The organism is Propionispora hippei DSM 15287, assembly GCF_900141835.1.
GTDB classification, from domain to species: Bacteria; Bacillota; Negativicutes; order Propionisporales; family Propionisporaceae; genus Propionispora; species Propionispora hippei.
Genome location: NZ_FQZD01000047.1, coordinates 1 through 25,063 on the forward strand (window position 1 = coordinate 1; position 25,063 = coordinate 25,063).

20 protein-coding genes, 1 pseudogene and 5 riboswitches are annotated in these 25,063 nt (G+C 52.8%); of the genes and pseudogenes, 5 read left to right on the top strand and 16 right to left on the bottom strand.

Translation table 11 applies throughout. From position 1 onward, the window contains the following. Positions 1-407: 407 nt before the first annotated feature. From F3H20_RS17620 to F3H20_RS17650, 7 genes are all read right to left on the bottom strand, one after another. On the bottom strand, positions 408-758 hold the full coding sequence (locus F3H20_RS17620; protein WP_149736170.1) for a DUF190 domain-containing protein: 351 nt from the start codon (positions 756-758) through the stop codon (positions 408-410). A 40-nt stretch (positions 759-798) separates the two neighbouring features. Further along, on the bottom strand, positions 799-1,023 hold the full coding sequence (locus tag F3H20_RS17625; protein WP_149736171.1) for a hypothetical protein: 225 nt from the start codon (positions 1,021-1,023) through the stop codon (positions 799-801). 287 nt (positions 1,024-1,310) lie between these two features. After that, positions 1,311-1,380, bottom strand: a riboswitch (Fluoride riboswitch). Between the two features lie 172 nt (positions 1,381-1,552). Next, positions 1,553-1,615, bottom strand: a riboswitch (Fluoride riboswitch). Between the two features lie 104 nt (positions 1,616-1,719). Further along, positions 1,720-2,550, bottom strand: a complete 831-nt coding sequence (locus tag F3H20_RS17630; RefSeq protein ID WP_149736172.1) for an MIP/aquaporin family protein — start codon at positions 2,548-2,550, stop codon at positions 1,720-1,722. 254 nt (positions 2,551-2,804) lie between these two features. Then, positions 2,805-2,865, bottom strand: a riboswitch (Fluoride riboswitch). A 114-nt stretch (positions 2,866-2,979) separates the two neighbouring features. After that, a riboswitch (Fluoride riboswitch) is annotated at positions 2,980-3,040 on the bottom strand. Positions 3,041-3,140: 100 nt separating this feature from the next. Beyond that, positions 3,141-3,932, bottom strand: coding sequence for a hypothetical protein (locus tag F3H20_RS17635; RefSeq protein ID WP_149736173.1), 792 nt, complete (start codon positions 3,930-3,932; stop codon positions 3,141-3,143). Continuing rightward, positions 3,929-5,827: a dynamin family protein gene (locus F3H20_RS17640; RefSeq protein WP_149736174.1), complete on the bottom strand. Its 1,899-nt coding sequence runs from the start codon at positions 5,825-5,827 to the stop codon at positions 3,929-3,931. Before F3H20_RS17640 ends, F3H20_RS17635 begins: the two co-directional genes overlap by 4 nt. Before the next feature lie 13 nt (positions 5,828-5,840). Beyond that, on the bottom strand, positions 5,841-7,364 hold the full coding sequence (locus F3H20_RS17645; protein WP_149736175.1) for a MutS-related protein: 1,524 nt from the start codon (positions 7,362-7,364) through the stop codon (positions 5,841-5,843). Further along, the gene (locus F3H20_RS17650; RefSeq protein WP_149736176.1) at positions 7,361-8,893 is read right to left on the bottom strand and encodes a MutS-related protein; all 1,533 of its coding nucleotides are present in this window, start codon (positions 8,891-8,893) and stop codon (positions 7,361-7,363) included. Before F3H20_RS17650 ends, F3H20_RS17645 begins: the two co-directional genes overlap by 4 nt. 149 nt (positions 8,894-9,042) lie before the next feature. Further along, a riboswitch (Fluoride riboswitch) is annotated at positions 9,043-9,104 on the bottom strand. A gap of 258 nt (positions 9,105-9,362) precedes the next feature. Between F3H20_RS17650 and F3H20_RS17655 the strand changes: the two genes are divergently transcribed. Continuing rightward, positions 9,363-10,121 (top strand): SagB/ThcOx family dehydrogenase, encoded by a 759-nt coding sequence (locus tag F3H20_RS17655; RefSeq protein ID WP_149736177.1) that lies wholly within the window; start codon positions 9,363-9,365, stop codon positions 10,119-10,121. A 20-nt stretch (positions 10,122-10,141) separates the two neighbouring features. Here F3H20_RS17655 and F3H20_RS17660 read toward each other — a convergent pair whose 3' ends face one another. Further along, a complete protein-coding gene (locus F3H20_RS17660) occupies positions 10,142-10,942 on the bottom strand; it encodes a class I SAM-dependent methyltransferase (protein ID WP_149736178.1) in 801 nt (266 codons plus the stop codon). Positions 10,943-11,241: 299 nt separating this feature from the next. Here F3H20_RS17660 and F3H20_RS17665 point away from each other — a divergent pair, with 299 nt between their 5' ends. Next, positions 11,242-12,453 (top strand): iron-sulfur cluster carrier protein MrpORP, encoded by a 1,212-nt coding sequence (locus F3H20_RS17665; protein ID WP_149736179.1) that lies wholly within the window; start codon positions 11,242-11,244, stop codon positions 12,451-12,453. A 152-nt stretch (positions 12,454-12,605) separates the two neighbouring features. Here the strand turns inward: F3H20_RS17665 and F3H20_RS17670 are convergent, their stop codons facing one another. The 5 genes and pseudogenes from F3H20_RS17670 to F3H20_RS17690 all read right to left on the bottom strand — a co-directional run bounded on the left by F3H20_RS17670 (position 12,606) and on the right by F3H20_RS17690 (position 20,583). After that, on the bottom strand, positions 12,606-15,050 hold the full coding sequence (locus F3H20_RS17670) for a DsrE/DsrF/DrsH-like family protein (protein ID WP_149736180.1): 2,445 nt from the start codon (positions 15,048-15,050) through the stop codon (positions 12,606-12,608). A 267-nt stretch (positions 15,051-15,317) separates the two neighbouring features. Then, positions 15,318-18,521: an efflux RND transporter permease subunit gene (locus tag F3H20_RS17675; RefSeq protein ID WP_149736181.1), complete on the bottom strand. Its 3,204-nt coding sequence runs from the start codon at positions 18,519-18,521 to the stop codon at positions 15,318-15,320. Next, on the bottom strand, positions 18,518-19,639 hold the full coding sequence (locus F3H20_RS17680; protein ID WP_149736182.1) for an efflux RND transporter periplasmic adaptor subunit: 1,122 nt from the start codon (positions 19,637-19,639) through the stop codon (positions 18,518-18,520). The genes F3H20_RS17675 and F3H20_RS17680 overlap by 4 nt, the downstream gene beginning before the upstream one ends. Before the next feature lie 221 nt (positions 19,640-19,860). Beyond that, positions 19,861-20,070, bottom strand: a pseudogene (locus tag F3H20_RS20490) (rhodanese-like domain-containing protein); the annotation flags it as partial. A 231-nt stretch (positions 20,071-20,301) separates the two neighbouring features. Then, entirely contained in the window at positions 20,302-20,583 is a 282-nt protein-coding gene (locus tag F3H20_RS17690; RefSeq protein ID WP_149736183.1) for an ArsR/SmtB family transcription factor, read from the bottom strand. 242 nt (positions 20,584-20,825) lie between these two features. On the opposite strand from F3H20_RS17690, the gene F3H20_RS17695 reads away from it, so the two are divergent. From F3H20_RS17695 to F3H20_RS17705, 3 genes are all read left to right on the top strand, one after another. Next, the gene (locus tag F3H20_RS17695; RefSeq protein WP_149736184.1) at positions 20,826-21,260 is read left to right on the top strand and encodes a DUF134 domain-containing protein; all 435 of its coding nucleotides are present in this window, start codon (positions 20,826-20,828) and stop codon (positions 21,258-21,260) included. Between the two features lie 299 nt (positions 21,261-21,559). Next, entirely contained in the window at positions 21,560-21,817 is a 258-nt protein-coding gene (locus F3H20_RS17700) for a TIGR03905 family TSCPD domain-containing protein (protein WP_149736185.1), read from the top strand. A 78-nt stretch (positions 21,818-21,895) separates the two neighbouring features. Continuing rightward, positions 21,896-23,110: an iron-sulfur cluster carrier protein MrpORP gene (locus F3H20_RS17705; RefSeq protein ID WP_149736186.1), complete on the top strand. Its 1,215-nt coding sequence runs from the start codon at positions 21,896-21,898 to the stop codon at positions 23,108-23,110. Between the two features lie 163 nt (positions 23,111-23,273). Here the strand turns inward: F3H20_RS17705 and F3H20_RS17710 are convergent, their stop codons facing one another. The 3 genes from F3H20_RS17710 to F3H20_RS17720 are packed head-to-tail and all read right to left on the bottom strand — an operon-like array spanning position 23,274 to position 24,628. Beyond that, positions 23,274-23,798 (bottom strand): permease, encoded by a 525-nt coding sequence (locus F3H20_RS17710; protein WP_149736187.1) that lies wholly within the window; start codon positions 23,796-23,798, stop codon positions 23,274-23,276. Between the two features lies 1 nt (position 23,799). Beyond that, positions 23,800-24,276, bottom strand: a complete 477-nt coding sequence (locus F3H20_RS17715; RefSeq protein ID WP_149736188.1) for a permease — start codon at positions 24,274-24,276, stop codon at positions 23,800-23,802. A gap of 10 nt (positions 24,277-24,286) precedes the next feature. Continuing rightward, positions 24,287-24,628: a PadR family transcriptional regulator gene (locus F3H20_RS17720; protein WP_149736189.1), complete on the bottom strand. Its 342-nt coding sequence runs from the start codon at positions 24,626-24,628 to the stop codon at positions 24,287-24,289. Positions 24,629-25,063: the final 435 nt, after the last annotated feature.

Consider the following 25,063-nt stretch of genomic DNA (forward strand, 5'->3'; position numbering starts at 1 on the left):
CCATTAAAATCAAATACCGCATGGCGGAATTCATACTGTCTGCCATTAGGCAACTGTACAGAAATCACTTTCTCCACTCTCCCTCGTATAGCATGTAATCTTTCATCGGTAGAACAGTTTGGCGACACCTGTTCTCAGCCATGCAGCTAGGGAATCACTAATTTATTTACAATGCACATCCTGACGGATCTTTTTCCGTCTGGCTGCGTCAGCAAAACCTTGAAATAGGGACCGCTATTCCTGCGGTTTTACTTCCTTGCCAGCCGAAAAAATCTCTCGCCAGGCCGGCAGGTTTATTAAATCAGCGGTTCCCTAGAAATCCGTCCACGATACTGAGCCGCTACGCCACCATGTCACACAGGTCCTCTTCTCAAAAGGCTGCAACCCAACACAAACAATTAACTCCGCTACTGCTCCTTGGAGAACTGGCGGCCATATTTGATAACCTCCGCATCATCAATCATAACCATTCCTTCTTCCAACGCATCATCCAAAAAGGGCAGCAGCTTGGCAATATACTCCTCACTGTCGATAATCTCAATCAAAACAGGCAAATCACTGGACAGATCCAGGAGGGTAGCTGTATGAATCCGGCTATTCGCCCCATAGCCCATCACTCCCCGCAGTACGGTTGCTCCCGCCATGTCCAGTTCTTTTGCCTTTTCCACAAGTGAGTTATACAAATTCCGCCGTTTCCGGTGGTCATCCTCGCCAATATAAATTCGCAAGCGCTTAGCCTTACTTGCAATTTTAGGCACCAAGATTCCTCCTTCCCATTGACCTCATATCCTATTCGCATTACAGTTTCGCCGGAAGCCCTACGATATAAGCCAGCGCAACCGCCGCACGGACAACCAAATGCAGCAGGGTAGCGCCGAAGGCCAGCACAACGGCCAGCCTCGCCCGGTCTTGCCAAATACCGGACCGTTTCTTACCAACCTTCTCCATCAGCCATAACCCCAAAAATATTGATATGGCAAAGAAAATAAGATTAAACAGATATTCCAGCTCAAGCTGCAACATGCTACTTACTCCTCCAATCCACTCCACAGCCTCCGTCAGCCACCATAACAAAGTCTCGCCTAGCATCATTTCACTCCGAGACACGCACTTAACTGCAGGGTGTTATCGCCGATTCCGGCACGGGCAAAACCTCCATGCCGCCGCAAAGCTCATTCACTTGAACAAAGCTTTGACAACGAGGCTCATAGCTAACACTACGCAATAACGGAAAAACTTTATCCCCTCTGCAATTGCCTCCTTCCCGGCCCAGGACCAGTAATAAGCTTACCGGCCCTGGCCATAGTAATAGTAAAGTAGGAGTTATTACCGCATTACTTTCACTGCGGGGTTATGGCGAACTCCATCGCCGTCCTCTGGCTAGACTACTAAAAAAACCAAATTGGAGTTACTCCTGAGCGAACCGATTGGGCTACAAAGCTGGTCTGATCTTTCAACAAGCTACCTATTTTCTGAGCACTTTTCCTGCCTCCCAGGGACAAGACTTATTGTCACTATCAAGCGCAAGGCAAAAAAATAGACTCCTACCACTTAAGTGGTAGGAGTCATTAGCGTCTGCAAAAAGGGTGAGGCGAACTCCATCGCCGCTGTTAATTGAATTATGGACCTATTATACCAGGCTGCCTGGACCATCGTCAATATAAACCTGCCGCAGGTATACGAACGATGACGGGTACGCAGCAACTACCCTCTTTAAATTTAGTTGGCTTCAGCCTTCTTCATAATGCCTGCCGCTTTAACACGCTCCGGGTTTCCCGGCATAAACGGCTGCAAAAGAAAGCTATAGATAGCTCCGGCCAGAATACCGCCAATCACGGGAGCAATCAACGGCACCCACCAATAACCCTGGATACCGGGAAACGCGTTTTGTCCCCAGCCCATTAACCAGCAAAACAGTCTCGGTCCCAAATCACGGGCAGGATTAATAGCCCAGGCTTCTAACTGCCCGCCAAAACCACCGACTAATGCCACCAGCAGGCCAACCATCAGGGGAGCTGTGTTGGCACCGGGACTGTTTGTATTCCATTTGTCCGAAATAGCAAGTATGCCTATTACCAGGGCTGCCGTTAATATAATTTGGTCAATAAACGCATGGCCTGTTGTAATTCCTGCATTGGGACTGGTAAAAAAGACACCTGCCGTGGTAAGTCCCTGCGCCGCATCACGGGTAGTATTGTGCACAATATTATACGCATCAATAACGGGAGAATACAACTGATAGGTAATTGCCGCGCCGATAAACGCCCCAATCACCTGGGCAATAATAAAACCAAATACTTTTTTCCAGGGGAACCCGCCATATATGGCAAAGGCAATAGTCACCGCCGGATTTAAATGCGCGCCCGATATGGCTCCGACAAGATAAACGGCAAAGGTTACGGCTAATCCCCATAAGACACATATACCCCAATAGTCCCCACTAAACGATCCGTACAAAATCGCCATGGCAGCGACCCCGGTACCGCCCATGATCAAAAAAGCAGTCCCTATCACTTCAGCTAAATATTCTCCCCAAACAGAATCACGCATGCTGTCTCCTCCTTCTATTGATTAAAAATATGATTTCTTACTATCACCCACTAATCCATGTAAAACCAGCTAAAGCACCACCCCCTCAGTCTGTTGCCTCTTACGGTTCACGGTTCCCTTTCCCCAGATTATCATCCCCTTTCTATAAAGCACTGCCCTTCGCTCCGCCGCCATTCCCTTGCGACTTCACCGTCGCCGGCAATAAAAACAGACGGTACACGCTTTTTTTAAGACAAAAAGATAGACCCCTACCGCATATGGTAGGAGTCATTATTCCTGATCGGATTTATGGCGAACTCCATCGCCTCTTCTTATATTTAAATGCTCTAGCTTGACCGCTGCAAGGCTCCCCTCTCCCTATATGGATTCTGTAACGTACAATAAATAGACGGTACACGCTTTTTAAGACAAAAAAACAGACTCCTACCGCATATGGTAGGAGTCATTATCCTCGGTTGGATTTATGGCGAACTCCATCGCCTTTTCCTATACCTATTATATATTCATTGTACAATAGTCAAACAATTCAGTCAATGCTCTATTGAACCTGCTTTATTAAACCTGTAACCCGAATACGGGAGCACATCTTGCTAATATAACTCCTCCACTGCCATACGAACCGCCCAGTCACCGCTTTCCCATAGTTCGGCCAGGCGCAGCAGCACTTTTTCCCGTCCAGCGCCGGAGTCTCTCGCCAGACAGATGGAGCAGGCGGTCAAGGCAACCTGGATATCAGCATCCAGCACCAGTTCCCACACCGTTTGGGGTACTGCCTGGCGCGGGTATAGCTCATCAAACAGATTCAGCGCACTGCGCCGGAGCCGAAGGCTGGATTCGAGTTCCACATCCGCCAAAGGCACTGTCCGAACGGCCAAAGACAGCAAACAGGAACAAGCGGCCGGCCCCAGCTTGCGAAAAGCCGTTTCCGCCGCCGACCGGCAAAAGTCCTCAGCCAGGGCGGCAGCCAAAACAGGCAGGGCGTCCATTCGGCGGTACTCACCCAAAGCATCCACAATACCCGGCAGCAGCTTGTGTTTTGCCACCGCCAACAATAGCAAAAAGGTCGCATCGTCCGGCCAGCGAGTCAACGCACGGGCAACAAAACTCAACACGGCATCCTCACCGGCCTGTTCCACAGGATCAGCGAAACTTCGCGGAGCGGTTAAAAATTCAAGCAGTACTGCTTTGGCCCCCAGCTTGACCAAAGCCTCTACAGCCTGACAGCGCGGTTGAAATAGGCCGCAGGGCTCACGGCTGAACAAAAATTCACGGAGCGGCCCCACAGCCGCTTGTCCACAGTCGATCAGCTCGGCTATCGCCTCGTCCCCTTCGCGCAAGGCCCGCAATTTGCCAAGGGCAGCTTGGATACGTGGTCCGCTCATAGGATTCCGTCCTCCGGCCAGGGAATACACACATACCGTTCACCGACAAGATGGATGACCGCCTGCCGGTAAGCCTCCTCCTCATCACGGTTCTGCAGCTCCCGGCGGACCGCTTCATGCTTCAGGGCATAGCTGCGCATATCTTCCGCCGCCTCTTCAAACCGCTGCGCCCCATGATCAATCAGAAACCGCTGATCGTCTGCGGCAACAGCCGCCACCAGTAAACTAAGATGGCGAAGACAAACGCCCTGGGAACGTCGATACCAGCGCCGCCCGGCAGCTTCGCCAAGCCAGACGGCAAGCTGCCCGATATAATCCGCCTCGGCTTGGCGGAGCAGCCGGCAGACCCGGCAATTCCGGGAATCGTGCACCAGTTGCCGCAGCTTCTCCTCCCTGGCTGGCCCGTCGCTGATCCGATGCAAACGGCGGGCGGCCTCTTCAGCCAGCCGCGCATAACCGACGGAAGCGCCGTGGGACGAAGCTAAGGCGAGCAGCTGCCAGGTATGGAGCGGGCAAAAGCCCAGTTCCGCGGCAAAACCGGCCTGGTCCTGTTCCTGCATGGTGATCTGGTACTGCCAGCGGCGGAAGAATTCCCGCCCATAGTTCTCCAAATGCCGGCACACCGGGCAGCCCTTGCCCCCCAACTCGGGCAAGCGCTTTGCCGGGGCGGGTGCCGGCACGGCGAAGGCCGCCGGATTTACTGCCTCGGCGGATAACGGTATCCCTGGCAGAAAGTCGCCGGCTAACAACGCTGCCGGCTGATTTTCCTGCATCCGTTTAGCCAAAGCCGCCAGTTTTGCCTGCACAGCCATGACCAGCGCCACAGCAGAGCTATCGCGCCGGGCCGTACCGGCTGGCTTTTCTCTGGCCTGTCCACTATCCCCCGGTCCGGCGGCTTCCTGGCAGAAATCCTGCTCCATCGCCGCATCCCCTATTTGCAGCGCCTTATGCAGCACCGCCGCCAGGAAGGCCTGCGACTTTTCCTCCGCCAGAAAAGCAGCCAGGGTTTCTTCCAGCGCTTTCATACCGCTTTGTTCATAGCCGGCCAGGTCACCGGTCAGCCGGGCAGCAAGTCCCTGCCGGGCGGAAACGGGAAAGACCCTTATCGCAGCGCCCCCGGTTTGTTGCCGGATGGTATCGGTCACAAACGTTAGTACCGCCTCCTGTTCGGCAGGACTCACCAGATCCAGCTTATTCACAACAAAGAAAATCCGGTTCACATATTCCCGGATCTCCCGGAGAAAGGCCAGCTCCAGACTGGTCAGCGGCGTATCCACGCTAATGACAAACAATACGGCGTCACATTCGGGTAAGAAGCCGTAGGTGGTTGCCGTATTGGCCGCAACGACCGAGCCGACACCCGGTGTGTCAACAAATTCAACGCCGCGCCGCAAAAAGGGAACAGACAATTCGACCGTGGCGGTCTTTACCTTTTTTTGATTGGACGGATTACCCTTTTCGGTAACATAGTCGGCCAGCGCCGCAACAGGCAGTTCATCGGGGAACAGCGAATTTTCCCGGCGAACCACCAACCGTTCCGTAGCGCCGTACTTAAGCACCGTTATCGCCGAGGTAAGAGGCAGCACACCGGTAGGCAGCAGTTCGCGCCCAATGATCGCATTCATCAGCGAGCTCTTGCCCCGTTTGAACTGGCCGACTACGGCCAGTATGAACCGGTCTTCCGCTAGCTTTACCAATAGCTCCCCGCACCGTCGCCCGCTTTCTTCCCGGCCCAGCGTTGTCAGAGCTTCGCGCTGCAGCCGTAGCTGCTCGGCCAGGAACAATTTCGCCTGCGTATAGCCCCGCAGCTTGGCCAAATCGGGATTAACCGGCGCGGCATCTTCCGGGTCAGCCGGCCGCGCTGCGGCAACATAGGCACCATCCTTTTTGTTCATACGCCCGTACCCCCTAACCGGTAGTTTCTAAAACATCAGCTGTTACACCAAATATTCCGGTATATAAGTCTTCCCCAAAACTGGTGGGCTGCGGTTCGCCCTCCACTATTTTAAAGCTCCGTTCTCCGCTATTTTGCCGCTCGGCCTGCAGGAAAATCGCGTTATCCAGCTTTTTCTCATAAAAACCATGGGCCAACGCATATTGATGGGTAACAAAAAACACCTGAATGTGCTTTTCCAGTAAGGCGGACACGATCTGTCTGGCAATTTCCGAGCCTTCGCGTTCGTTTGTCGCGGCAAAGGATTCATTGAACAGGATCAGGGACTGGGGCCTGATATTGTCTACCATACCGCTCATCCGGCTAAGCTCTTCATCCAGTTTGCCGCTGGTCATCGCCGTGTCTTCTTCCCGCTTATAGTGCGTGAACAGACCGCTGCACACGCGGGCACAGAAAGCTTCTGCCGGTACAAACATCCCGCACTGCATAAGCAGTTGAGCCAGGCCGATACTGCGTAAAAAGGTCGACTTGCCCCCCTGGTTGGCGCCGGTGATCATCACCAGGTTTTTCTGATCGGCCTGCGCGTCATTGCCTACCACCCGCTGCGCCAGGAGCAAGGTCAGGCAAATGTCATACAGCCCCTTAAAGGAAAGGCAACGCTCCTGGCTGGCTACGGGAACGGGAAAAGTAACCGGCTCCTCCTTGGCGGCAAGTTTCTCCCGCAAATTCAAGCAACCGACATAAAAAGCCAGTTCCGTCCGCAGCATGGCAAAAAAACTGTTGATATGCTCCACAGACTGGGCCAGGGCATTGGCAACCAGGTTAATCCCCCGGTCCTTTAACTCTCCCAGCGCCCTGGCACCGGCTTCATCCCGCTCATGGATATGGATCGTATAGGCCGGCGGCTGCTGAGCAAAGAGCCGCTCCAGCCAGCTTTGCTTTTTATCCTGGACCTTATGCAGGGTGTAGCCGGTCCCCTCGTTGCCCTTGCCCAGCGCAGCGCTGACCAGCACGCCGCTACGGAACTGGAGGTGCCGCAAATGCTCCTGTACCAGGGCAAAATAGTCATCAGCAAGCTCTTGCCGAAGCATGGCAAAAAGCACCCGAAAGCCCTCCGATTCAAAGTTACCGGCATATTCATCAGCCAGCTGCTTAAGTTGTTTCAGCCAGGCCAGAAACAGTTGCAGGGCTTCCCGTGCGCTATACAGAATGCCTGCCGGATAGCGGCCGAAAATGCTGAAATAGAGCTTTTTCTTTTTTTCCTCCATGGCCTCTGTGACAATAAGGTACATCTTTCTGACCACAGCAGGATTGTTCAGACAATCCTTAAGAATAGCCTGGCGATAAAGAATAGTGTCTATATCCTCCGTCCCGCACAACAGGCTTTTCCTGGCCACATCAAAGAGAAATTGATCACCGGAAGCCATGGCCTGAAACAACGTAGTCAATTCCAGATCCTGCACCAGGTCGTCAGCATTGGCCGGCAGGGCCTGTTGCAAATTAAAGTCACGGTCCCTATACATAAGAAAAGCTTTCATGATGGTATGCGCTCCTTTAGCAAGCGATAGGTAAGCCGGTACTTTTCGGCAATAGATATAGCATAGGCCAGGCCGTCGGCAGGCCTTCGCACAATCCGGTACGTTCGCCTGGCCGGATCGTCGGGCACTACGGTACTCACCATACTCACGGTTTGCTCGCTTAACGCGGCCAATTCATCGATGAAGGTTACACAAACACACAACAAATCCAGTTCCATGATTCGCTGCATAATCTTCCTGCCCAACAGCACGGCGTCGTTCAACGTGGTGGAGGTAAAGATTTCATTCATAATAATGATGCTGTTTGCCGTAGCCCGGTCAAGAATATCATGAATTCTTACCAAATCATCCTGCAGTTTGCTGCGCAGATTGTTGATGTCTTCTTCTTTTTCAAAATGCGTAAACAACCTGTCGCACAAAAAGAGTTTTGCTTGCCGCCCCGGAACAGGACAGCCCAACCCAGCCAGATAATGCAGTTGGCCAAACGTACGGGCAAAGGTTGTCTTGCCGCCTTGGTTCGGACCGGTTACCACAATAATCCGTTCACGGCCCTGTAAGTGAAAATCATTACACACAACGGCTGCCTTCCGGCCAACCAGTTGAGCGGCCAGAGCCAGATCAAACCCGTCGTAATTGTAAATTTCCTTACAGGTAGCGGAAAGCTGTGGATAGCAAAACCGCAGGCCCGCCTGCTTTAGCTGATCAGTATGTTCCAGGTAAGCCATATAAAATTGTACTTCCCGGTCAAACATAACCAATGTCTCATCGGGAAATCGGCTATATTTTTCGCAAAAAGCGTCGAGCCTGGCAAAGCTGTCGGGATTCAATTGGGCTACGCAATCCAATATTTGCGCTTCAATATGGTTCATGCCCACCCCGCTGGCAAACTTCGCTTTATAATCCTGTACCGCTCCCTGCTTAAACTTGGCAAAGGTTTCTTCCACATCAACACTGTAATCCGCCTCTGCTTCATAGTGGCGAACTTTGATGGCACCATCCTTGATGAGCAGGCAATATCTTATGGCAGTTAATTCGGCCTTAAGCTCCCGGGTCTCCGTTACAAGCGCCCTAAACTCTTCGGCGCGGGCATAGGCCGCAACATATTCGCGAAAAGCTAAAAAGCCGCGGGAGCGTAACCCGGCAGCGTTCAAGTCCTCTGCCAAACGGGTAACGGCTGCGCAATACCGGTCTACTGCCTCGAGAAACCAACCCGCTTTATGGTAATGATAATAGAGCTTTTCGACGGAGCCAAGATACCCGCGGATAGCCCGCATATTGTCCGCGAACGAACGGATAGCGGCCAATAGAGTTTGATTGCCAAGCTCCTGCATGACTTCCTGGCGATACCGGACGGCTTCCTCATCAGGCAGAGCAATATAAAAAAACGGTTTTAAATCATATTCCTGCTTGCCGGCCGTGATGGCCTCCACAATCTGGTCCAGATTCAAATCCCGGAAAAAAGCCGGTTCTTCCCTGATTTCCCTTCGCAAATGCCCGGCATGTTCCGCAAACAGTATACTAAAGCTCATAAAAACACCTCCCTGTTTAAACCCCTGTTTCTTACCGGCAGACACGGTAACCCATCAACAGCAAAGTACCAAGCCGCTATTCTTCATTCCCCACGCTTGACGACCACATCATCGGCGCCTATAAAAAAAAATGACTCCTGCAGGCTTTTTAGCCTGCAGGAGTCATTAGCGCTTACGCGCTTTTACGGCGAACTCCATCACCGGAAAATGCAGTTTATATTCTATATACTAACAAGCCCTGCTTCCTCTGTCAATTCCTCCGGCTCCAGCTGCACTATTTTCCAGCAGAGCCGTTCTCTCCGGGCAAAAGGGCCGGACGTCATACAAGACTGGCTAAAGCACAGCGCAACCACCATATATAGTGTATATAAAAAAATATATAACAACATATCGTTAATCAAGCAGGATTTACCAGTTCCTATGCGGAAAATACATCAACTATAAATACAGCTAAGGGAGTTGGCGTCAAGTGGATAAATTTGATCAACACAGAAGCTTTTTAAAATCGAACTTTGCCGAATTCAAGAAAATAACAACCGATGCAAAGAAGGGTCTGCCCCAGCCGGTAAAGGTAAAGCCTTACGAACTGCAGGCCGAATTGATTGATCTCCCGGCAGTAAGCGAAAGTACCCTGACAAGTAAAAATATCTTTACTTGCATAAAAGAACGAAGAAGTACCAGACTTTACGGTGATTGTCCGCTCAGCCTCGACGAATTATCCTATCTTCTATGGGCGACCCAGGGCATCACCGGCACGAACAAAGCCGGCCTTACACTAAGAACAGTTCCCTGCAGCGGTGCGACCCATTCCTTTGAAAGCTACCTGTTGATTAGAAATGTGGCAAATATCCAAAAAGGAGTATACCGCTACCTCCCGATAGAGCATAAGCTCTTATTTATGTTTGAACTGGATAAGCTGGAAAACAAAATAGACGAGATTACCCTGGACCAGCCATTTGTCCCTAACTTTGCCAATAAAGCAGCGGTGTTATTTCTTTGGAGTACAACGCCCTACCGGTCGGAGTGGAAATATGATATTACCGCCCACAAAAAAATCCTGATAGATATCGGACATGTCTGCCAAAACCTGTATTTAGCCAGTGAATCCATCGCCGCCGGAACCTGTGCCATCGGAATATACGATCAAGCGCTGGTCGACCGGTTACTGGGTCTGGATGGGAACGACGAATTTGTCATCTATCTCGCGGCGGTAGGGAAGAAACCATAACGCCTTATTTATAGGTAAGCTTACACAAATTGCAAATGAGCAATTTTGTTATTAAAATACCGTCTGCCAGCCGGAATCAAGGCCAGCCAGCCAAACCAGCCCCAACGGTTCCGGTGATAATCAAAGTAATTCCATTCTTCCAGAAACCTGATATTTTCGTGCAAAGCTTCCACCATTTTCCCACTGGCTACGCCCCATTGAAAGGAAGCATTCGTTTTACTGACACTGTCATGGCGCCGGCTGTTCTTTACCAATAGGGGCGATAAGATTTCAAACAGCATTTCCGCTTGGGGAAACTCGCTGGCCAGTCTGGCAAGCAACTCTTTTATTTCCGGCTCGGTAAAATACATAAGCACACCTTCGGCAATAATTAATACCGGCCTATCGTCCCGCTGGATTGCCTGCGGCCAAGCCGGATCAAATATGGACTTTTCCAGCATCCGGTACCGGTCGGTTTCGGAAAAAAACTGGCGGCGCAGCCGGATAGGCTCGGCCAGATCCAGATCATACCAGTGAACACGGCCGTTATCTACACGGAAAAAGCGGGTATCAAGCCCACAACCCAGATTAATCACAACGGACTCGGCCTGCTTGGCCAAAAAAGCAGTGACCGCTTTATCCAGCAGTTCCGTCCGGATCGCCACCCCTATCTGTGACAGCCTGGCCTTTTCAAATTTTACAAAATCATACTCTAGCTTTTCCATCATCTGAACGGCTAAGTCATCCCGGATAATCGGCTCCGGTCGCTTCGTTTCCACCGCTCTGGCCCATAGGGGAATTAACAGCGTTTCCGAAACGCCTTCCAGCTTTTGTTTAACCATGTTATTGCCCTCCCCGGTGTTATCGCTTAATTTAATCGATAATGATTTTTGTTATCAATTAAATTATAACGGAATAGAAATTTCCAGTCAACTTCCATTCACCTCAATTCAGGAAAGCACTCCACAATCGTATGGATGAATCGGCACAGGCTTTGGAAACCTATAAGCGAGCACCTTTCCCGCATTACAACTCGCCCGACAAACATAATATCGCAAAAATAATCTCTAGCCCGGCCTACGCCAAGCAGGCAAACCCGCTGAAATAGCCATGTTCACCAAGAAAGGGAGATGACCTGTCCATGTCTTGTAATTCCAATCCTACACAGCAATTCGCTGCCCAAACCGAACGGATTCACCGTTTTTTAGATCAGGTAACTAAAAAACTGATTGTCATGAGCGGCAAAGGCGGCGTCGGCAAGAGCACTGTAGCAGCCAATCTGGCCGTAACACTCAGTCAGCAGGGCTACCAAGTGGGCCTGCTGGATATTGATGTGCACGGTCCCAGCATTGCCGGTCTGCTCGACTTGAACGACCTGCCGTTATTGACTGACCGCGAGCAAATCTATCCCATCGAATACAGTCCGACCCTGAGGGTAGTGACCATCCAAGGTCTCCTGGACAAACCCGATGATCCGGTCATCTGCCGGGGCCCCGCCAAAATCACCATGATCCGCCAATTCTTAGGCGATGTCGACTGGGGGCCGCTGGATTTTCTGATTATCGACAGCCCGCCGGGAACCGGTGACGAGCCGCTTACCATCGCACAGACCGTCACCGGCTGCCAGGCCGTCATTGTTACTACCCCGCAGGAAATCGCCTTAGCCGATGTCCGCAAATCCATTCAATTCTGCCGGAAGGTCAACCTCCCCATTGCCGGCATTATCGAAAACATGAGCGGCTTTGTCTGCCCCTCCTGCGGCAGTCGCCACGATATTTTCAAAAGCGGCGGCGGCGAAAAAACGGCAGCCGCGGCCGGACTGCCGTTTTTAGGACGCCTGCCCATCGACCCGGCCATTGTCACGGCCGGCGACAGCGGTAAAGCCCTTGCCAGCCTCCATAATCAAACACAGACAGATATGCAGCACCTGGTCGATCAGTTGCTCCAGCAGCTCGGCAACCCGACTCCGACAGAGACCGGGCTGCTGAAAATCGCCATCCCCACCGACAACGGAAAGCTGGGAGAGCGTTTTGGCCATAGTGCGGTATTTTCCATAATCAGCGCCCAAAAGGGACAGATCGTACAGCAGGAAGAGCTTACCCCGCCCCCTAAGCCAGGCGCGATTCCCGGCTGGCTGGCCGAACAGGGCTGTCATACCGTCATTGCCGGCGGTCTGGGCGAGGCAGCCAGAAGCAAACTGGCCGAACTGGGGATCAAAGTGATCTGCGGAGCACCGGCCGCTACGCCGGAGCAACTGGCGCTCCGCTATCTGCGGGGCGAACTGATTGCCGGTACTCCCGCCGCCAGCCCGGCGTCCCCGGCTTCTTCCTGCCAGGACTGTAACCACACCTAATTAAAAGCAAATAAAGAAGGTACGTCACCTGGCATCGGCCAAGCGGCGTACTTTCTCTGTTCTCTGTCCGGCTTCGTCCTCTGAAAAGTGGCAACACCCGTTAATCAATCCGGCCACAGCCACACAGCGCATCCGGTCATTTTAGACGGCCCTTAAATAAACAAATTGACATTGGCGTCTTCCGCCTCGCTGAGATAATAACCCACACCGCCGATTTTTACGCCGTCCAGCAGTTCTTCCGGCTTAAAGCCCATGACATCCATCGACATCTGACAGGCCACAATCTCCACCCCGGCGGCCATGGCACTCTTCATCAACTCCTCCAGCGAAGCCACTTGCTTATTGTTCATAACCATTCGCATCATCGCCGTGCCCATCCCCAGCATATTCATTTTAGACAGGGTCAGTTTTTTGCTGCCCCGGGGCATCATCCAGCCAAACATGCGGTCCAGAAAGCCCTTGGCCACCGGCACCGTTTCCGGCTTGCGCAAAATGTTCAGTCCCCAGAAGGTAAAGAAGAGGGTTACTTTTTTTCCCATGGAGGCGGCGCCGTTGGCGATAATAAAGGCGGCCATAGCCTTATCCAGATCGCCGCTGAAAACGACGATGGTTTTATTATCTTTCGCCGGCGCAGTGCAGGCCGGGGCGGCGCCAGGCACCGCTGCCTGCTTTTGAAGGCGGGCCACAATCCGGTTCTTTTCTTTTTGCAGCGACAGCAGCGTGTGGCCGGTCCGCAGGCACCAAGCCTTAATATCCTCAAAAAAACCGGGGTCCGAGGCCGTGACTAGCAAAATCTGCCCCACTGCCAGGCCGTCCATGGCTTCCTTTACCCGCAACAACGGACCGGGGCAGCACAGACCGCAGGCATCCAGCACCAGATCCGGCTCAGCCGTTGCCGCTGGTACAGCAGGCGGCTTCGCGGCAGGCTGCGTCACCTCAGCCGGCGGCTGCCCTTCAGCCAGGCGCGGGGCTGCCGCCTTATACCCGCCGCTCATGCTCTTGACCCGGAAGCCGTGCTGGCTGAGAATGCGGGCGGCAATGTAGCTTTGCAGGCCGACCTTGCAATAAGTCAGGATCAGCTTGTTCTTATCCAACTCAGCAAGGCGGCTGCGCAGACTATCGGTCGGAATGTTGACCGCGCCCGGCAGCGCATTGGTGGCAAACTCAAGGGGAGAGCGGACATCCACCAGCACGGTGGTCTGCGGATCAAAGCCGGCCAGTTCATCATAGGTGAATACCTCCAGCCGCTTGGTCAGAATATTTTCGGCAACAAAGCCGGCCATATTGACAGGATCTTTCGCCGACGAGTACGGCGGGGCGTAGGACAGCTCCAGCTCGGTCAGATCCTGGACCGTGCCTTTCAGGCGGATAGCGGTAGCCAGCACATCAATATGCTTATCAATCGACTCCGGTCCTACCGCCTGGGCGCCAAGGATTTTACCATCGTCGCCAAACAACAGCTTGATAGTTAGTTGCAGTGCATCCGGATAGTAGGAAGCATGGGAATTGGGGTGTACATAAATAGCCTGATACGGCACCTGCAGGCGTGCTAAGCTTCGTTCGTTATTACCGGTAGCGGCAGCCGTCAGATCAAACACCTTTAAGATGGCCGTGCCCTGCGTCCCCTTATAGACACTGGGAATACCGGCTATATTGTCGGCGGCAATGCGCCCCTGCTTATTGGCCGGACCGGCCAGCGGCACGGCAGCCGGCTGACCGGTCACCAAATCCACAACCTCCACGGCATCGCCAACAGCATAAATATCCGGCTGATTGGTCGCCATATGCTCATTGACCAGAATATGGCCCCGTTTGCCCAGAGCAACGCCGCTGTCCTTTAGAAAACCGGTGGCCGGCGCCACACCGATAGCCAGCACCACCATATCGGCAACAATCTGCCTGCCGCTCTGCAGCGTAACCAGCAGCCCGTCAGCCTGTTCCGCAAAGTGCGCCACACCATCCCCTACCTGAACGGTTACGCCGTGGTCCCGCAGTTCTTGTTCGATCAATAAAGCCATATCACTGTCAAAGGGCGGCAGAATATGGGGCGCCGCCTCCACCAGCGTTACGGCAAGACCGCGCTCACGCAGGTTTTCCGCCATTTCCACGCCGATAAAGCCTCCGCCGATGACCGCCACCCGCTGTGTGTTATCCCGGTCTACCACCGCCTTGATGCGGTCGGTGTCCGGTATGTTGCGCAGGGTGAAAATCCGCGAGCTGTCGATACCCGGAATCGGCGGCCGCAGCGGTTGAGCCCCCGGCGACAACAGCAGGACGTCATAGCTCTCCTCATAACAGCCCCGTTCCCGGCTGTTGATGCGAATCATTTTCCTCGCCGGTTCAATAGCCGTCACCTCGCTGTTCACCCGTACGTCGATGGCAAACCGCGCCCGCATGGCTTCCGGTTTTTGCACCAGCAGCTTATCCCTTTCCCGGATGGTTTCGCCGATATAGTAAGGCAAACCGCAATTGGCAAACGAAATGTGCTCATCTCTTTCCAGCAGGATAATCTCGGCTTGCTCATCCAGACGGCGCAGGCGGGCGGCAGCCGATGCCCCGCCGGCCACACCGCCGACAATAATCACTTTTTTCCCCATAGTTGCATCCTCCTCGCTATTATAAACAAATCTATTAAACATTATATTGTTATATTTAGTTTATACGATATATCGAATAAAGTAAAGTACTAAATGGATAGCTTACTACTTTATTTTATTCGCCTTGCCGCCAAAGGTTCCTTCTTTCTCGGGGAGGCGTCGCCTTTCGTAAAACTCCAGAAAAGACAGGAACTACACAACTTGACAGACCAATCCCCGCCAGGCCTGTTAGTAAGGCTGGCGGGGATGATACCGGTACCGGCGCACTCAGCCAGATTTTCGTCCAAAGAATTCATAAAAGAGCAGCGGTACCACAAGCAGGGTCAGTCCGGTTGCCGCCACGGCGCCGAACATCATGGCAATCGCCAGACCCTGAAAGATCGGGTCAAACAACATAACAAAGGAACCGACCACCACGGCAGCCGCCGTCAGCACAATGGGACGGAACCGCACACCGCCAGCCGCCAGCAATGCCTCCCTCAGCGATTTTCCTTCCCGCTGCGACGCCTGGGCAAAGTCAATCAGCAAAATAGAATTCCGGACGATAATCCCCGACAGGGCAATAAACCCAATCATTGAGGTGGCGGTAAAAAAGGCGCCGAACAGCCAGTGTCCCGGCAGAATACCGACTAAGGTCAGCGGAATGGGCGCCATAATGACCAACGGCGTCAGAAAGCTCTTGAACCAGGCCACTACCAGCACATAAATCAAAACCAGCACGGCGGCAAAGGCAACTCCCATATCGCGGAACACCTCATAGGTAATCTGCCATTCGCCGTCCCATTTCATGGCATAGGTGTCTCCCAGCCAGGGCGATTCGGCAGAATACTGGCGAATCGAATAGCCCTCCGGCGTTTTGACCTGGGCGATTTTATCCTTCATGGCCAGAATGGCATAGACCGGGCTTTCCAGTTTGCCGGCCACATCACCGATTACATAGGTAACGGGTTTTAAATTCTTATGGTAAATGGTCTTTTCCTCCATACCCTCCCGCTGCCGCACCAGCTCGGACAACGGTACTAACGCGCCATTGCTGCCGGTCAACGAAAGCTGCTCCAGGGAAGCTGCCGTAAGCTCTGCACGCTCGACATAAGGCAGGCGCAAAAAGAGCTCCACCGGCTCCTTCTCCGCAGGCAGGTGCGCCAGACCAATACGGCTGCCGCTGACAGCCGCTTGCAAGGCGCTCGCCACCGCCTGCGTACTAAGGCCATGATAAGCGGCCTTTTCACGGTCTACATCAAACCAGACCTTGGGCTGGTCCTCCTCCACGTACCAGTCCACATCGACCACACCATCGGTCTGTCTGAAAATATCGCGAATCTGCCGGGCAACCGCCAATTGTCCGGCTTGCGACGGCCCGTATACTTCCGCCACCAAAGTGCTCAGCACCGGCGGTCCTGGCGGCACCTCCGCCACCTTGAGCCGTGCCCGGTAGGCGCTGCCGATCTTCTCCAACTCAGGTCGCAGGCGCTTCGCCAGTTCGTGACTTTGCTCGCGGCGGTCGCTCTTAGCGGCAAAATTCACCTGAATGTCGGCGCTGCTAGCGTCGGACCTCTGAAAATAATGCCGTACCAGACCATTAAAATTATAGGGTGACGCTGTTCCGACATAACTCTGGAAATCGGTGATTTGCGGCACCGTCTTTAAGTACGCGCCCAAGGCCTTGGTCAGCGCTGCCGTCTGTTCCAGCGTACTGTCCTCCGGCATATCGATAATTACCTGAAGTTCGCTTTTATTGTCAAAAGGCAACATTTTCACCTCCACCCCTTTAAGCGGGATGGTCAACAGCGCCAAGACCAGCAGACCGCCGATAGCGGCCAATACCAGCCGTCGCTTGGCGGCCGAGTCCAGCAGTGGCTGCAGGACAGCGGCATAGCGGCGCTGAACAGCACCCGGTCTGCCGCTGTGCGGTGCTTGATGCGCCGCCGAACGAAGCAGACGGAGACCCAGCCAGGGACTGACCATGAAAGCCACCAGCAGGGAAAACAGCATAGCCGCGGAAGCGCCGACCGGAATAGGCTTCATATATGGTCCCATCAGACCGGAAACAAAGGCCATCGGCAGCAGCGCGGCAATCACGGTAAAGGTAGCCAAAATGGTCGGATTGCCAACTTCATCGACCGCCTGAACGGCGGTTTCCTGATCGGCCCGGCCGGCCAGCGTAAACCGCCGGTGAATATTCTCCACCACCACAATGGCGTCATCCACCAAAATACCGATGGAAAAAATCAGGGCAAACAACGTCACCCGGTTGAGTGTATACCCCAGCAAATAACTAATCAGCAGCGTCAAGGCCAGCGTCACCGGCACGGCCACACCGACTACGCCGGCTTCCCGCCAGCCCAGCGTCAGCGCGATCAGAATAACAACCGATACGGTGGCAATCAGCATATGCTCTAACAGCTCATCAGATTTTTCTTTGGCAGTGTCTCCGTAGTTGCGGGTCGCCGTGACCTGTACACCGGCAGGCAAAATGCCGCCGCGCAACCGCTCCACCTTCGCCAGGGCCCGTTCGGCAATAACGGTGGCATTGGCGCCCGCTTGCTTGGCCAGAGACAGGGTGACGGCCTCATACGGCCCCGGCCCTGCCGCGCTCAATCCCTTTAAGGCACCGCCGGCGCCAACATCCATGAATACATATTGGTCAGGTTCACCGGGACCGTCCAGAATATCCGCCACCTGTCTCAGATAAACCGGCCGGTTGTCATACACCCCGACAACAATCTGTTCCACATCGGCAGCGCTGCTCAAAAACCGGCCGGTCTCCATTTTCACTTCCCGGTTCTGCTGCTGGATATTACCGCTGCTTAGCAGTGCGTTGGCCCCGGCAACCGCCCCGCCAATCCGGTCCCAGGTCAAATGATAAGCCTGCAGCCGCACCGGATCAGGCTGGATGCGAAGTTGGCGCTTTTGTCCGCCGATTATATTGATTTCCGAAACAGCCTCATCCTTTTTCAGCTCGGCAGCCAGTTCCGCCGCTACCCGGCGCAGTTCATAGCCGTCGTAGCCAGGTTTGTCGCTCCACAAAGTAAGTGCCAGTACCGGCACATCATCAATAGAGCGCATTTTAACCAAAGGCTGCGACATTCCGGGTGGTATCCGGTCATAATTGGCCATTAGCTTATTATACAGTTTAACCAGACTGTCCTCGGCGCTCTGACCGACCTTGAAGCGGACAATGGTCAGGTTGCTGCCCGGTTTGGCGATGGAATACACGTATTCCACGCCGGGTATTTCCCATAATAGCTGCTCCATCGGTGTTGTTACCCGGTTTTCCACTTCGGCGGCTGTTGCACCCGGATAGCTGACCATCACATCCAGCATCGGCACAACAATCTGCGGCTCCTCTTCCCGCGGTGTCAGGGTAACGGCAAAAATGCCGAGCAGCAAGGCTGCTGCCACCAGAATCGGCGTCAGCTTGGAATTTATAAAATAACTGGCTATCCTGCCGGCAAAACCCAGCCCTTTCATAGCCGGTTCACCTCCCCGGCCAGCGCGCCGTCGGTCGCGTATTCCATCCCGCCAGTGACAACCAGATCACCGTCCTGGAGACCGCTGATGATCTCCACCACACTGCCATACTGACGGCCCAGACGCACCAGGCGGTACCAAATCCGCTCCTGCCCATCCAGTACATAGACGCCGGTCAGTTGTCCCTTGGCAATTACCGCCGTCTGCGGCACAGACAACATATTCTGCCGGTCAAGCAGGAACCGGACCTTGCCATATTCTCCGGTCTTTACCGTCCGATCAGCCAAGGAAATTTTAACCAGTGCCGAACGGCTGGCTACATCGACGGCCGGCACGACCTCCTTCACCGTACCGGCGATGGTTCTGCCACCGGCCGTATCAAACCAGGCCGCCATCCCAGGTTGAACCTTATCCACCGAACCAGCCGCCACGTAACATTCGACCAGGAAAGCGCGATTGTCCTCTACGGTAACGACCGGCACTCCGGCTTGCACCATATTGCCAATCTCCAGATTTTTTTCGGTCACAACTCCGCTAACCGGTGCAACCAAACGACTGCCAGCCTTAGCCTCAGCCAAAATGGCACCGGCCCGGTCCCGTCCGTCCATCGCCTGTTCATAGGCAAGCTGGGCCAGCTCATGCTGCGTGCGAATTTCATCCACCTGTTGACGCGAAATAGCTGCCTGCCTGTATAGCGTCTCATATCGCTCATAAGTAACCGCCTGGAGCGCACGGTTCCGCTCGGCCAGTTGCAAACCCTTATCGGCCTCCCGATAACCGGCTTCCGCCGCCGCCACTTGCTGACGAATTTCCGTGTCGGCCAACTCAGCCAAGACCTGGCCGGCTTGCACTAAGTCCCCGGACTGTACATATACCGCGGTCACTGCTCCCATGATCTTCGGCGCCACTTTACTGACTACATGGGCCTTTACCGTCCCTGCCGTTTCATAATATCGCTCGGCCGGTGCCATCTGCACGACCGTCACCGTAATCGGTCCCGCCAGTTTCTTAACATCGGCAGCAACCGGCTTGGCCGGCCCGCCGCAGCCGGCTGCCAGCAGCGTCAGGCCGGCCAACAGCCCTCCCCACAATACAAACCGGGATATCCTTCTTGCCATAGCATCCTCCCGCCTTTCTGCCTTCTGCTTTTTATGAACAGTATAAAAACATTAAATCTAATTATTCATATATTACAATTTAATAGTAATAGAAACAGCAGAAAATGTCAATCAGAAATCCCAGACAATAAAAAAGAAGCCCGCCGCCTGAGGATCAGGCTTTGTGCTTCTTTCCACCGCTATGGTTTTTACGTTATTTCGAATGCAGCACCGATGTGTAGCTATCGGCCATGCTCTTTACGCGGTAACCATGCTGCTGCAAAATCCGCGCTGCAATATAGGCGTATACCAACCGCGCAGTATACCAGGACCCGTTTGTTTTTATCAAGTTCCTGTATACCGGCGCGAATACTGTCGGCCGAAATGTTCACCGCGCCCGGCAAAGCGCCCTGGGCAAACTCGCCTTGCGTGCGGGTAGCCAGCAGGATATATTCATTCCGGTCAAAGGTCCCGAAGCTGGCATTGGTGAATACCTCCGTTCAATATAGTATGGCAGACCGCAATTGGCAAATGAGATATGCCCGTCCCGCTCGGAAAGAACGATCTCCTCAAATCTATTCAGATGCCTGCAGCCTGGTCGCTGCCGAAGCCACGCTGGCCACACCGCCGAAAATTCCCATCACCGGCGTCTTCCCTGCGCTATGCCCCTGTATGGCTGTCTCTCATTGAGGAAACAATATCCGAATTAATTCAACAACCCGTTGGTCACATACACTATACTTGATTTCCGTGCCATTGCGCGTCCCCTGCACAATTCCGGCCATACGCAGCTTCTGCAGATGCTGGGATATGGTTGATTGCGGCGCACTCAGGCAGTCCTGCATATGCGTAACATTGCAGCCGTTTTTCTCGATCAGGCCACGCACGATGCACAGCCGCAGCGGGTGGGCCAAGGCCTTTAACAATTCCGCCCGTTCCGCATAGCTCGAAGCGTCGATTTCCATAGGCTAGCCTCCTTCAATTAAAATATCCATATATTACGTTTAATACTATCATTCTCCGGAAAAAAAGTCAAATTCCCAGGGTGTTTCAAACCAGTGGAATACTCCCCGGCGAGTAATTCCTGCATTGGACGAATTAAATTTTAACAGTGAAGCTTCGCCTAGCTTTTTCGCTACATTTACTTGACAAGTATCTTCCGTTGCGCTATAACTAATTATGAAATATATTTCAAAAGAGGAGTATTATGGTACGACCGCACAAAGAACGGCAAATTGAACAACTTCCGCCGGTCACGCATTACAAACCGGTCGGCAAACCCCTGCGCAGTTTACAGGAAGTCATCCTGACCATTGAAGAAATGGAAGCGCTCCGCCTTGCTGATATTGAGCTGCTGGATCAAAAATCTGCCGCCGAACGCATGGCCATATCGCGTCCCACCTTTCACCGCATTGTTAACCGGGCGCACCAGAAAATTGCCGCAGCCCTATGGCAAGGCTGTGCCCTCCGGGTGGATGGCGGCAGCTTTAAGATCGCCCATACCTGCCAAAAAACGCCCCGTGATTTTTTGTGCCAAACCTGCGGGCACCATTGGTCACTGCCCCATGGTACCGGCCAGCGCTGTCAGGAATTGGTCTGTCCGGTCTGTCAGGCAAGCACGGTAAAACGGGAGGATAAATAAGCCGCGCACAGCCCGCTGCCGTAATACCGGAAACGGTTGACTGGAAATCACCTGACCCGCAGCAACTATGCTTAGCTATTTTTTTAGTTTTATTATGAAATATATTTCATAATAAGCGTCCTCTGCAATCTCGTCATGGATTCCCTGGGTAACCGCTGATTAAATGATCCTGTCGGCCTGGCGCGAGATTTTTTCGCTGGCAAGGGAGCAAATACGGCCCCTATTTCACAAGCTGCGCAGCATGGATTAATCAGTGGGTACCTAACCAAGCAAACTAATCAGATAAGGAGACTTGTTCCATGAACACCTACATTCCTACAGGTATTTGCCCGAAAAAAATTCAATTTTCCGTAGAAAATGACCGGGTTACACATGTCGAGTTTAGCGGCGGCTGTCCGGGGAATCTAAAAGCCCTCAGCCTGCTGGTACAGGGAATGCCGGTGGATACAGTCATTCAAACCTTCAGAGGCAACCTCTGCCGTAACGGCACCTCCTGCATGGACCAATTTGCGCAAGCTTTGGAGGCTCATAAGCAGCGTGCTCAGCCCGGCGCCTAAGTTACCAAAAGCAATGTTAGAAACTGCTTCCCCTACCAGATTTTTTCTGTCACTACTAAAAAAGGAGATGACCTATCTATGACCTGTAATTCTCATACAAACCAGGAATTTGATGAACAAACCCAGCGGATTAACCGCTTTTTAGACCAGGTCGACCACAAGCTCGTGGTTATGAGCGGTAAGGGCGGTGTCGGCAAAAGCACCGTCGCGGCCAATCTGGCCGTAGCGCTCAGCAAGCAAGGCTACCAAGTAGGACTGCTGGATATCGATGTCCACGGCCCCAGCATTGCCGGTCTGCTCGGCCTGACTGAACAGCCACTGCTGACCGACGGCGAGCAGCTTTTGCCTATCGAATACAGTCCGACGCTGAAGGTCGTTACCGTCCAAGGCATACTGGAGCATCGCGACGATCCCGTAATCTGCCGCGGACCTTTTAAAATCGGCATGATCCGCCAATTTCTGGGCGATGTAAACTGGGGGCTGCTGGATTTTCTCATCATCGACAGCCCGCCGGGAACAGGCGATGAGCCCCTGACCATCGCGCAAACCGTCGTCGGCTGCCAGGCTGTCATCGTCACCACACCACAGGAAATTGCCCTGGCCGACGTCCGCAAGTCCATTCAGTTCTGCCGGAAAGTAGAGCTGCCCATTGCCGGCCTCATCGAAAATATGAGCGGCTTCGTCTGCCCGTCCTGCGGCAGCCGCCATGATATCTTCAAAAGCGGTGGTGGCGAGAAAACAGCCGCAGCGGCCGGACTTCCCTTCTTAGGACGCCTGCCGCTTGACCCGGCCATTGTCGTCGCCGGCGACACCGGCGAGGCAATCAGCAGCAGCCAAAGTCATACACAAAAAGACCTGCAGCATATTGTCGTCCAACTGCTTTATCAACTCAATAAACGCCCGGCGATAAACGGGGAAGTATTAAAAATCGCCGTCCCCGTCACCAACGGAACGCTTTGTGATCACTTCGGTCACTGCAAGACTTTCTCCATTTTCAGCGTCCGGGAACAGCAAGTCGTACAACATGAAAGCCTGACTCCGCCGCCCCACGCCCCTGGTGTCATTCCCGACTGGCTTGCCGAGCAAGGCTGCCGTACCGTCATTGCCGGCGGTCTGGGGGAAGGCGCCAAACTGAAATTAGGCAAACTGGGCATCGAGACCGTTTGCGGCGCACCATCCGACACACCGGAGAATTTAATCATCCGCTATCTTCAGGGCGATCTGGTCACCAAGCCCACAACCTGCAATCATGATCACGCCGCTACGGCCGGCCACAATTGCCAGCATACATAAATGTCCATACAAAAAGGCATCTCCCTCTGGGGAATGCCTTTTTCGCTGTCTATCTTCCTTATTTTCTTACAAGCGTGCCGCCGAAGAATCGGGGAAAATTACCGGCCCATACATCTTTGATCACGGCCTAATGACTGTCACTGCTTGGCAAGTACCGCTTGTCTTACTCTGCCCTGGCAACAATATCAGCTACCATTTCCGGCGAAACCGACCTTTCGATATAAAAAGCCGTAAGGAGATACAGTGGAACACTAACACCTATGTGGATCAAGGTGAAGTTGAAGCCGAGCGACACTGCCTCAAATAGCAGGATCGGAAGCTTAGTACTTGACCAGACACCTAAAAAAAATATTACATTCGACAACCTTGCTCCCTTTTTTAACAGCAAAAGTCCCATTGGAAAAGCCACATATAAGGGTCCTGCCGCCACCGTTCCCAGCACAAAGGCGATCAGCAGCCCCATTAAGCCTGAACCGTGGCCCATATATCTTATCAAGGTTTCCTTGGGCACCCAAACATCCATCAGTCCCATAACAATAAAGATCGGTGGAACCAATAACAGCATTTCCCGCAAGTTCGACAGCGTGATTACCGCCGCATTTTTGCCGGTAGTATGATCGACAAAAAAGATAGCAATTTGTATTATGAGAAATATCGCCGTCCATTTATAAGCTTTCCATATCGCCACGCTACATCACCAGCCCGATCACAACAGTAAAGATAACACAAACCACAAACGATAAAATAATGCGTTTTACCGCGATATTCCTATTAAAATAGGCAATCTCTGTCGGCAGCGTCACAAGCCCGACCGCTATAATTGTTGAAATCAGTGCGGCCACCTGCATATAGCCAGCCCCGGCCTTAAGCAAAGCTCCGCCCAGCGGAAAAGCCACAAAACTGGGAATGGTCACCACCGAACCAATGATTAACCCCAGCACCGCACCGGGTATTCCCGATTCCGCTCCAATCAGTGTTGTAATAACGCCTGGACTGATGACAGAAAGCGAGATCCCGACAAACAGCATCATGGCCAGCACCGTAGGCAGCAGTTTGTCAAACGACTTCCAGGCAATCCGGAGGCTTTGTTTAGTTTTGTCTCTGTCTTTCAGCCAGGAAACGAATAATAATACACCGGCAACTGCATATAAAAAGCCTGATACCATCTTGTACCACCTATATCTTAGTATCCAGCCGGTCAAATTGGGCCAGAAAATACTCAAGATTCTTCTTTCTTTCCTCAATATCCAGCTTAAATTCCCGCAGCAAGGAATGGCCCTTCGCGGTTATGGTATAGCATTTTCGCGCAGCTCCCGGATTTTCCGTATCCCAGCAAGCTTCAACTGCGGCCGATTTTTCCAGCTCATACAGTGCCCGGTAAATAGCCGGCCCGTCTGCTTTCATATAAGGCAAGGACGTATTCATTTTATTAAGCAGCATAGCTCCATGCATGCTCTCCTGCGCCAAAAACAATAGGATAAAAGCCGGTAAATGGCGGCCATAATTCAATCTACTCATCAAAAAGCTCCCTTTTCAAGATCAACATATATGTGTTAGTAACATCATAATACAAGAAACATTATCCTGTCAATCTGCACGTTAAATGAAAAGGTAAGTTCAAGAATGGGTCAAAGCATGGAGAATGCAAGAATAAGGTCAACTCATTTCACTTTACGAAGGAGAAAAAAGGCTGTATAATGCCACTAAGAAGCTGCATTGCCCTGTTTTTCTACAAGGGAAAGAGACATCTGAAACAGCGTGCAAAACTGAATTCCACATGTCGTTGTCGTGTAGGACTAAATTCGGCAGTGAATTCCCCCGCATAATGAGTGTTATTTTAAGAGTGATGGTTTAAGAGTGACCTCGTCGGGAGGAATGGCAACCAGTTTCAGAAGGTCATGCAACTTAGGATTCAAAAGCAAAAGAGACAGCCTGAACGGAGTGCAACCGTTC

Coding starts and splice junctions, on each gene's coding strand:
- F3H20_RS17625 (WP_149736171.1), bottom strand. CDS start 1,023: ATGTTGCAGCTTGAGCTGGAATATCTGTTTAATCTTATTTTCTTTGCC.
- F3H20_RS17630 (WP_149736172.1), bottom strand. CDS start 2,550: ATGCGTGATTCTGTTTGGGGAGAATATTTAGCTGAAGTGATAGGGACT.
- F3H20_RS17635 (WP_149736173.1), bottom strand. CDS start 3,932: ATGAGCGGACCACGTATCCAAGCTGCCCTTGGCAAATTGCGGGCCTTG.
- F3H20_RS17640 (WP_149736174.1), bottom strand. CDS start 5,827: ATGAACAAAAAGGATGGTGCCTATGTTGCCGCAGCGCGGCCGGCTGAC.
- F3H20_RS17645 (WP_149736175.1), bottom strand. CDS start 7,364: ATGAAAGCTTTTCTTATGTATAGGGACCGTGACTTTAATTTGCAACAG.
- F3H20_RS17650 (WP_149736176.1), bottom strand. CDS start 8,893: ATGAGCTTTAGTATACTGTTTGCGGAACATGCCGGGCATTTGCGAAGG.
- F3H20_RS17660 (WP_149736178.1), bottom strand. CDS start 10,942: ATGGTTAAACAAAAGCTGGAAGGCGTTTCGGAAACGCTGTTAATTCCC.
- F3H20_RS17665 (WP_149736179.1), top strand. CDS start 11,242: ATGTCTTGTAATTCCAATCCTACACAGCAATTCGCTGCCCAAACCGAA.
- F3H20_RS17670 (WP_149736180.1), bottom strand. CDS start 15,050: ATGGGGAAAAAAGTGATTATTGTCGGCGGTGTGGCCGGCGGGGCATCG.
- F3H20_RS17675 (WP_149736181.1), bottom strand. CDS start 18,521: ATGAAAGGGCTGGGTTTTGCCGGCAGGATAGCCAGTTATTTTATAAAT.
- F3H20_RS17680 (WP_149736182.1), bottom strand. CDS start 19,639: ATGGCAAGAAGGATATCCCGGTTTGTATTGTGGGGAGGGCTGTTGGCC.
- F3H20_RS17690 (WP_149736183.1), bottom strand. CDS start 20,583: ATGGAAATCGACGCTTCGAGCTATGCGGAACGGGCGGAATTGTTAAAG.
- F3H20_RS17695 (WP_149736184.1), top strand. CDS start 20,826: ATGGTACGACCGCACAAAGAACGGCAAATTGAACAACTTCCGCCGGTC.
- F3H20_RS17700 (WP_149736185.1), top strand. CDS start 21,560: ATGAACACCTACATTCCTACAGGTATTTGCCCGAAAAAAATTCAATTT.
- F3H20_RS17705 (WP_149736186.1), top strand. CDS start 21,896: ATGACCTGTAATTCTCATACAAACCAGGAATTTGATGAACAAACCCAG.
- F3H20_RS17715 (WP_149736188.1), bottom strand. CDS start 24,276: ATGGTATCAGGCTTTTTATATGCAGTTGCCGGTGTATTATTATTCGTT.
- F3H20_RS17720 (WP_149736189.1), bottom strand. CDS start 24,628: ATGAGTAGATTGAATTATGGCCGCCATTTACCGGCTTTTATCCTATTG.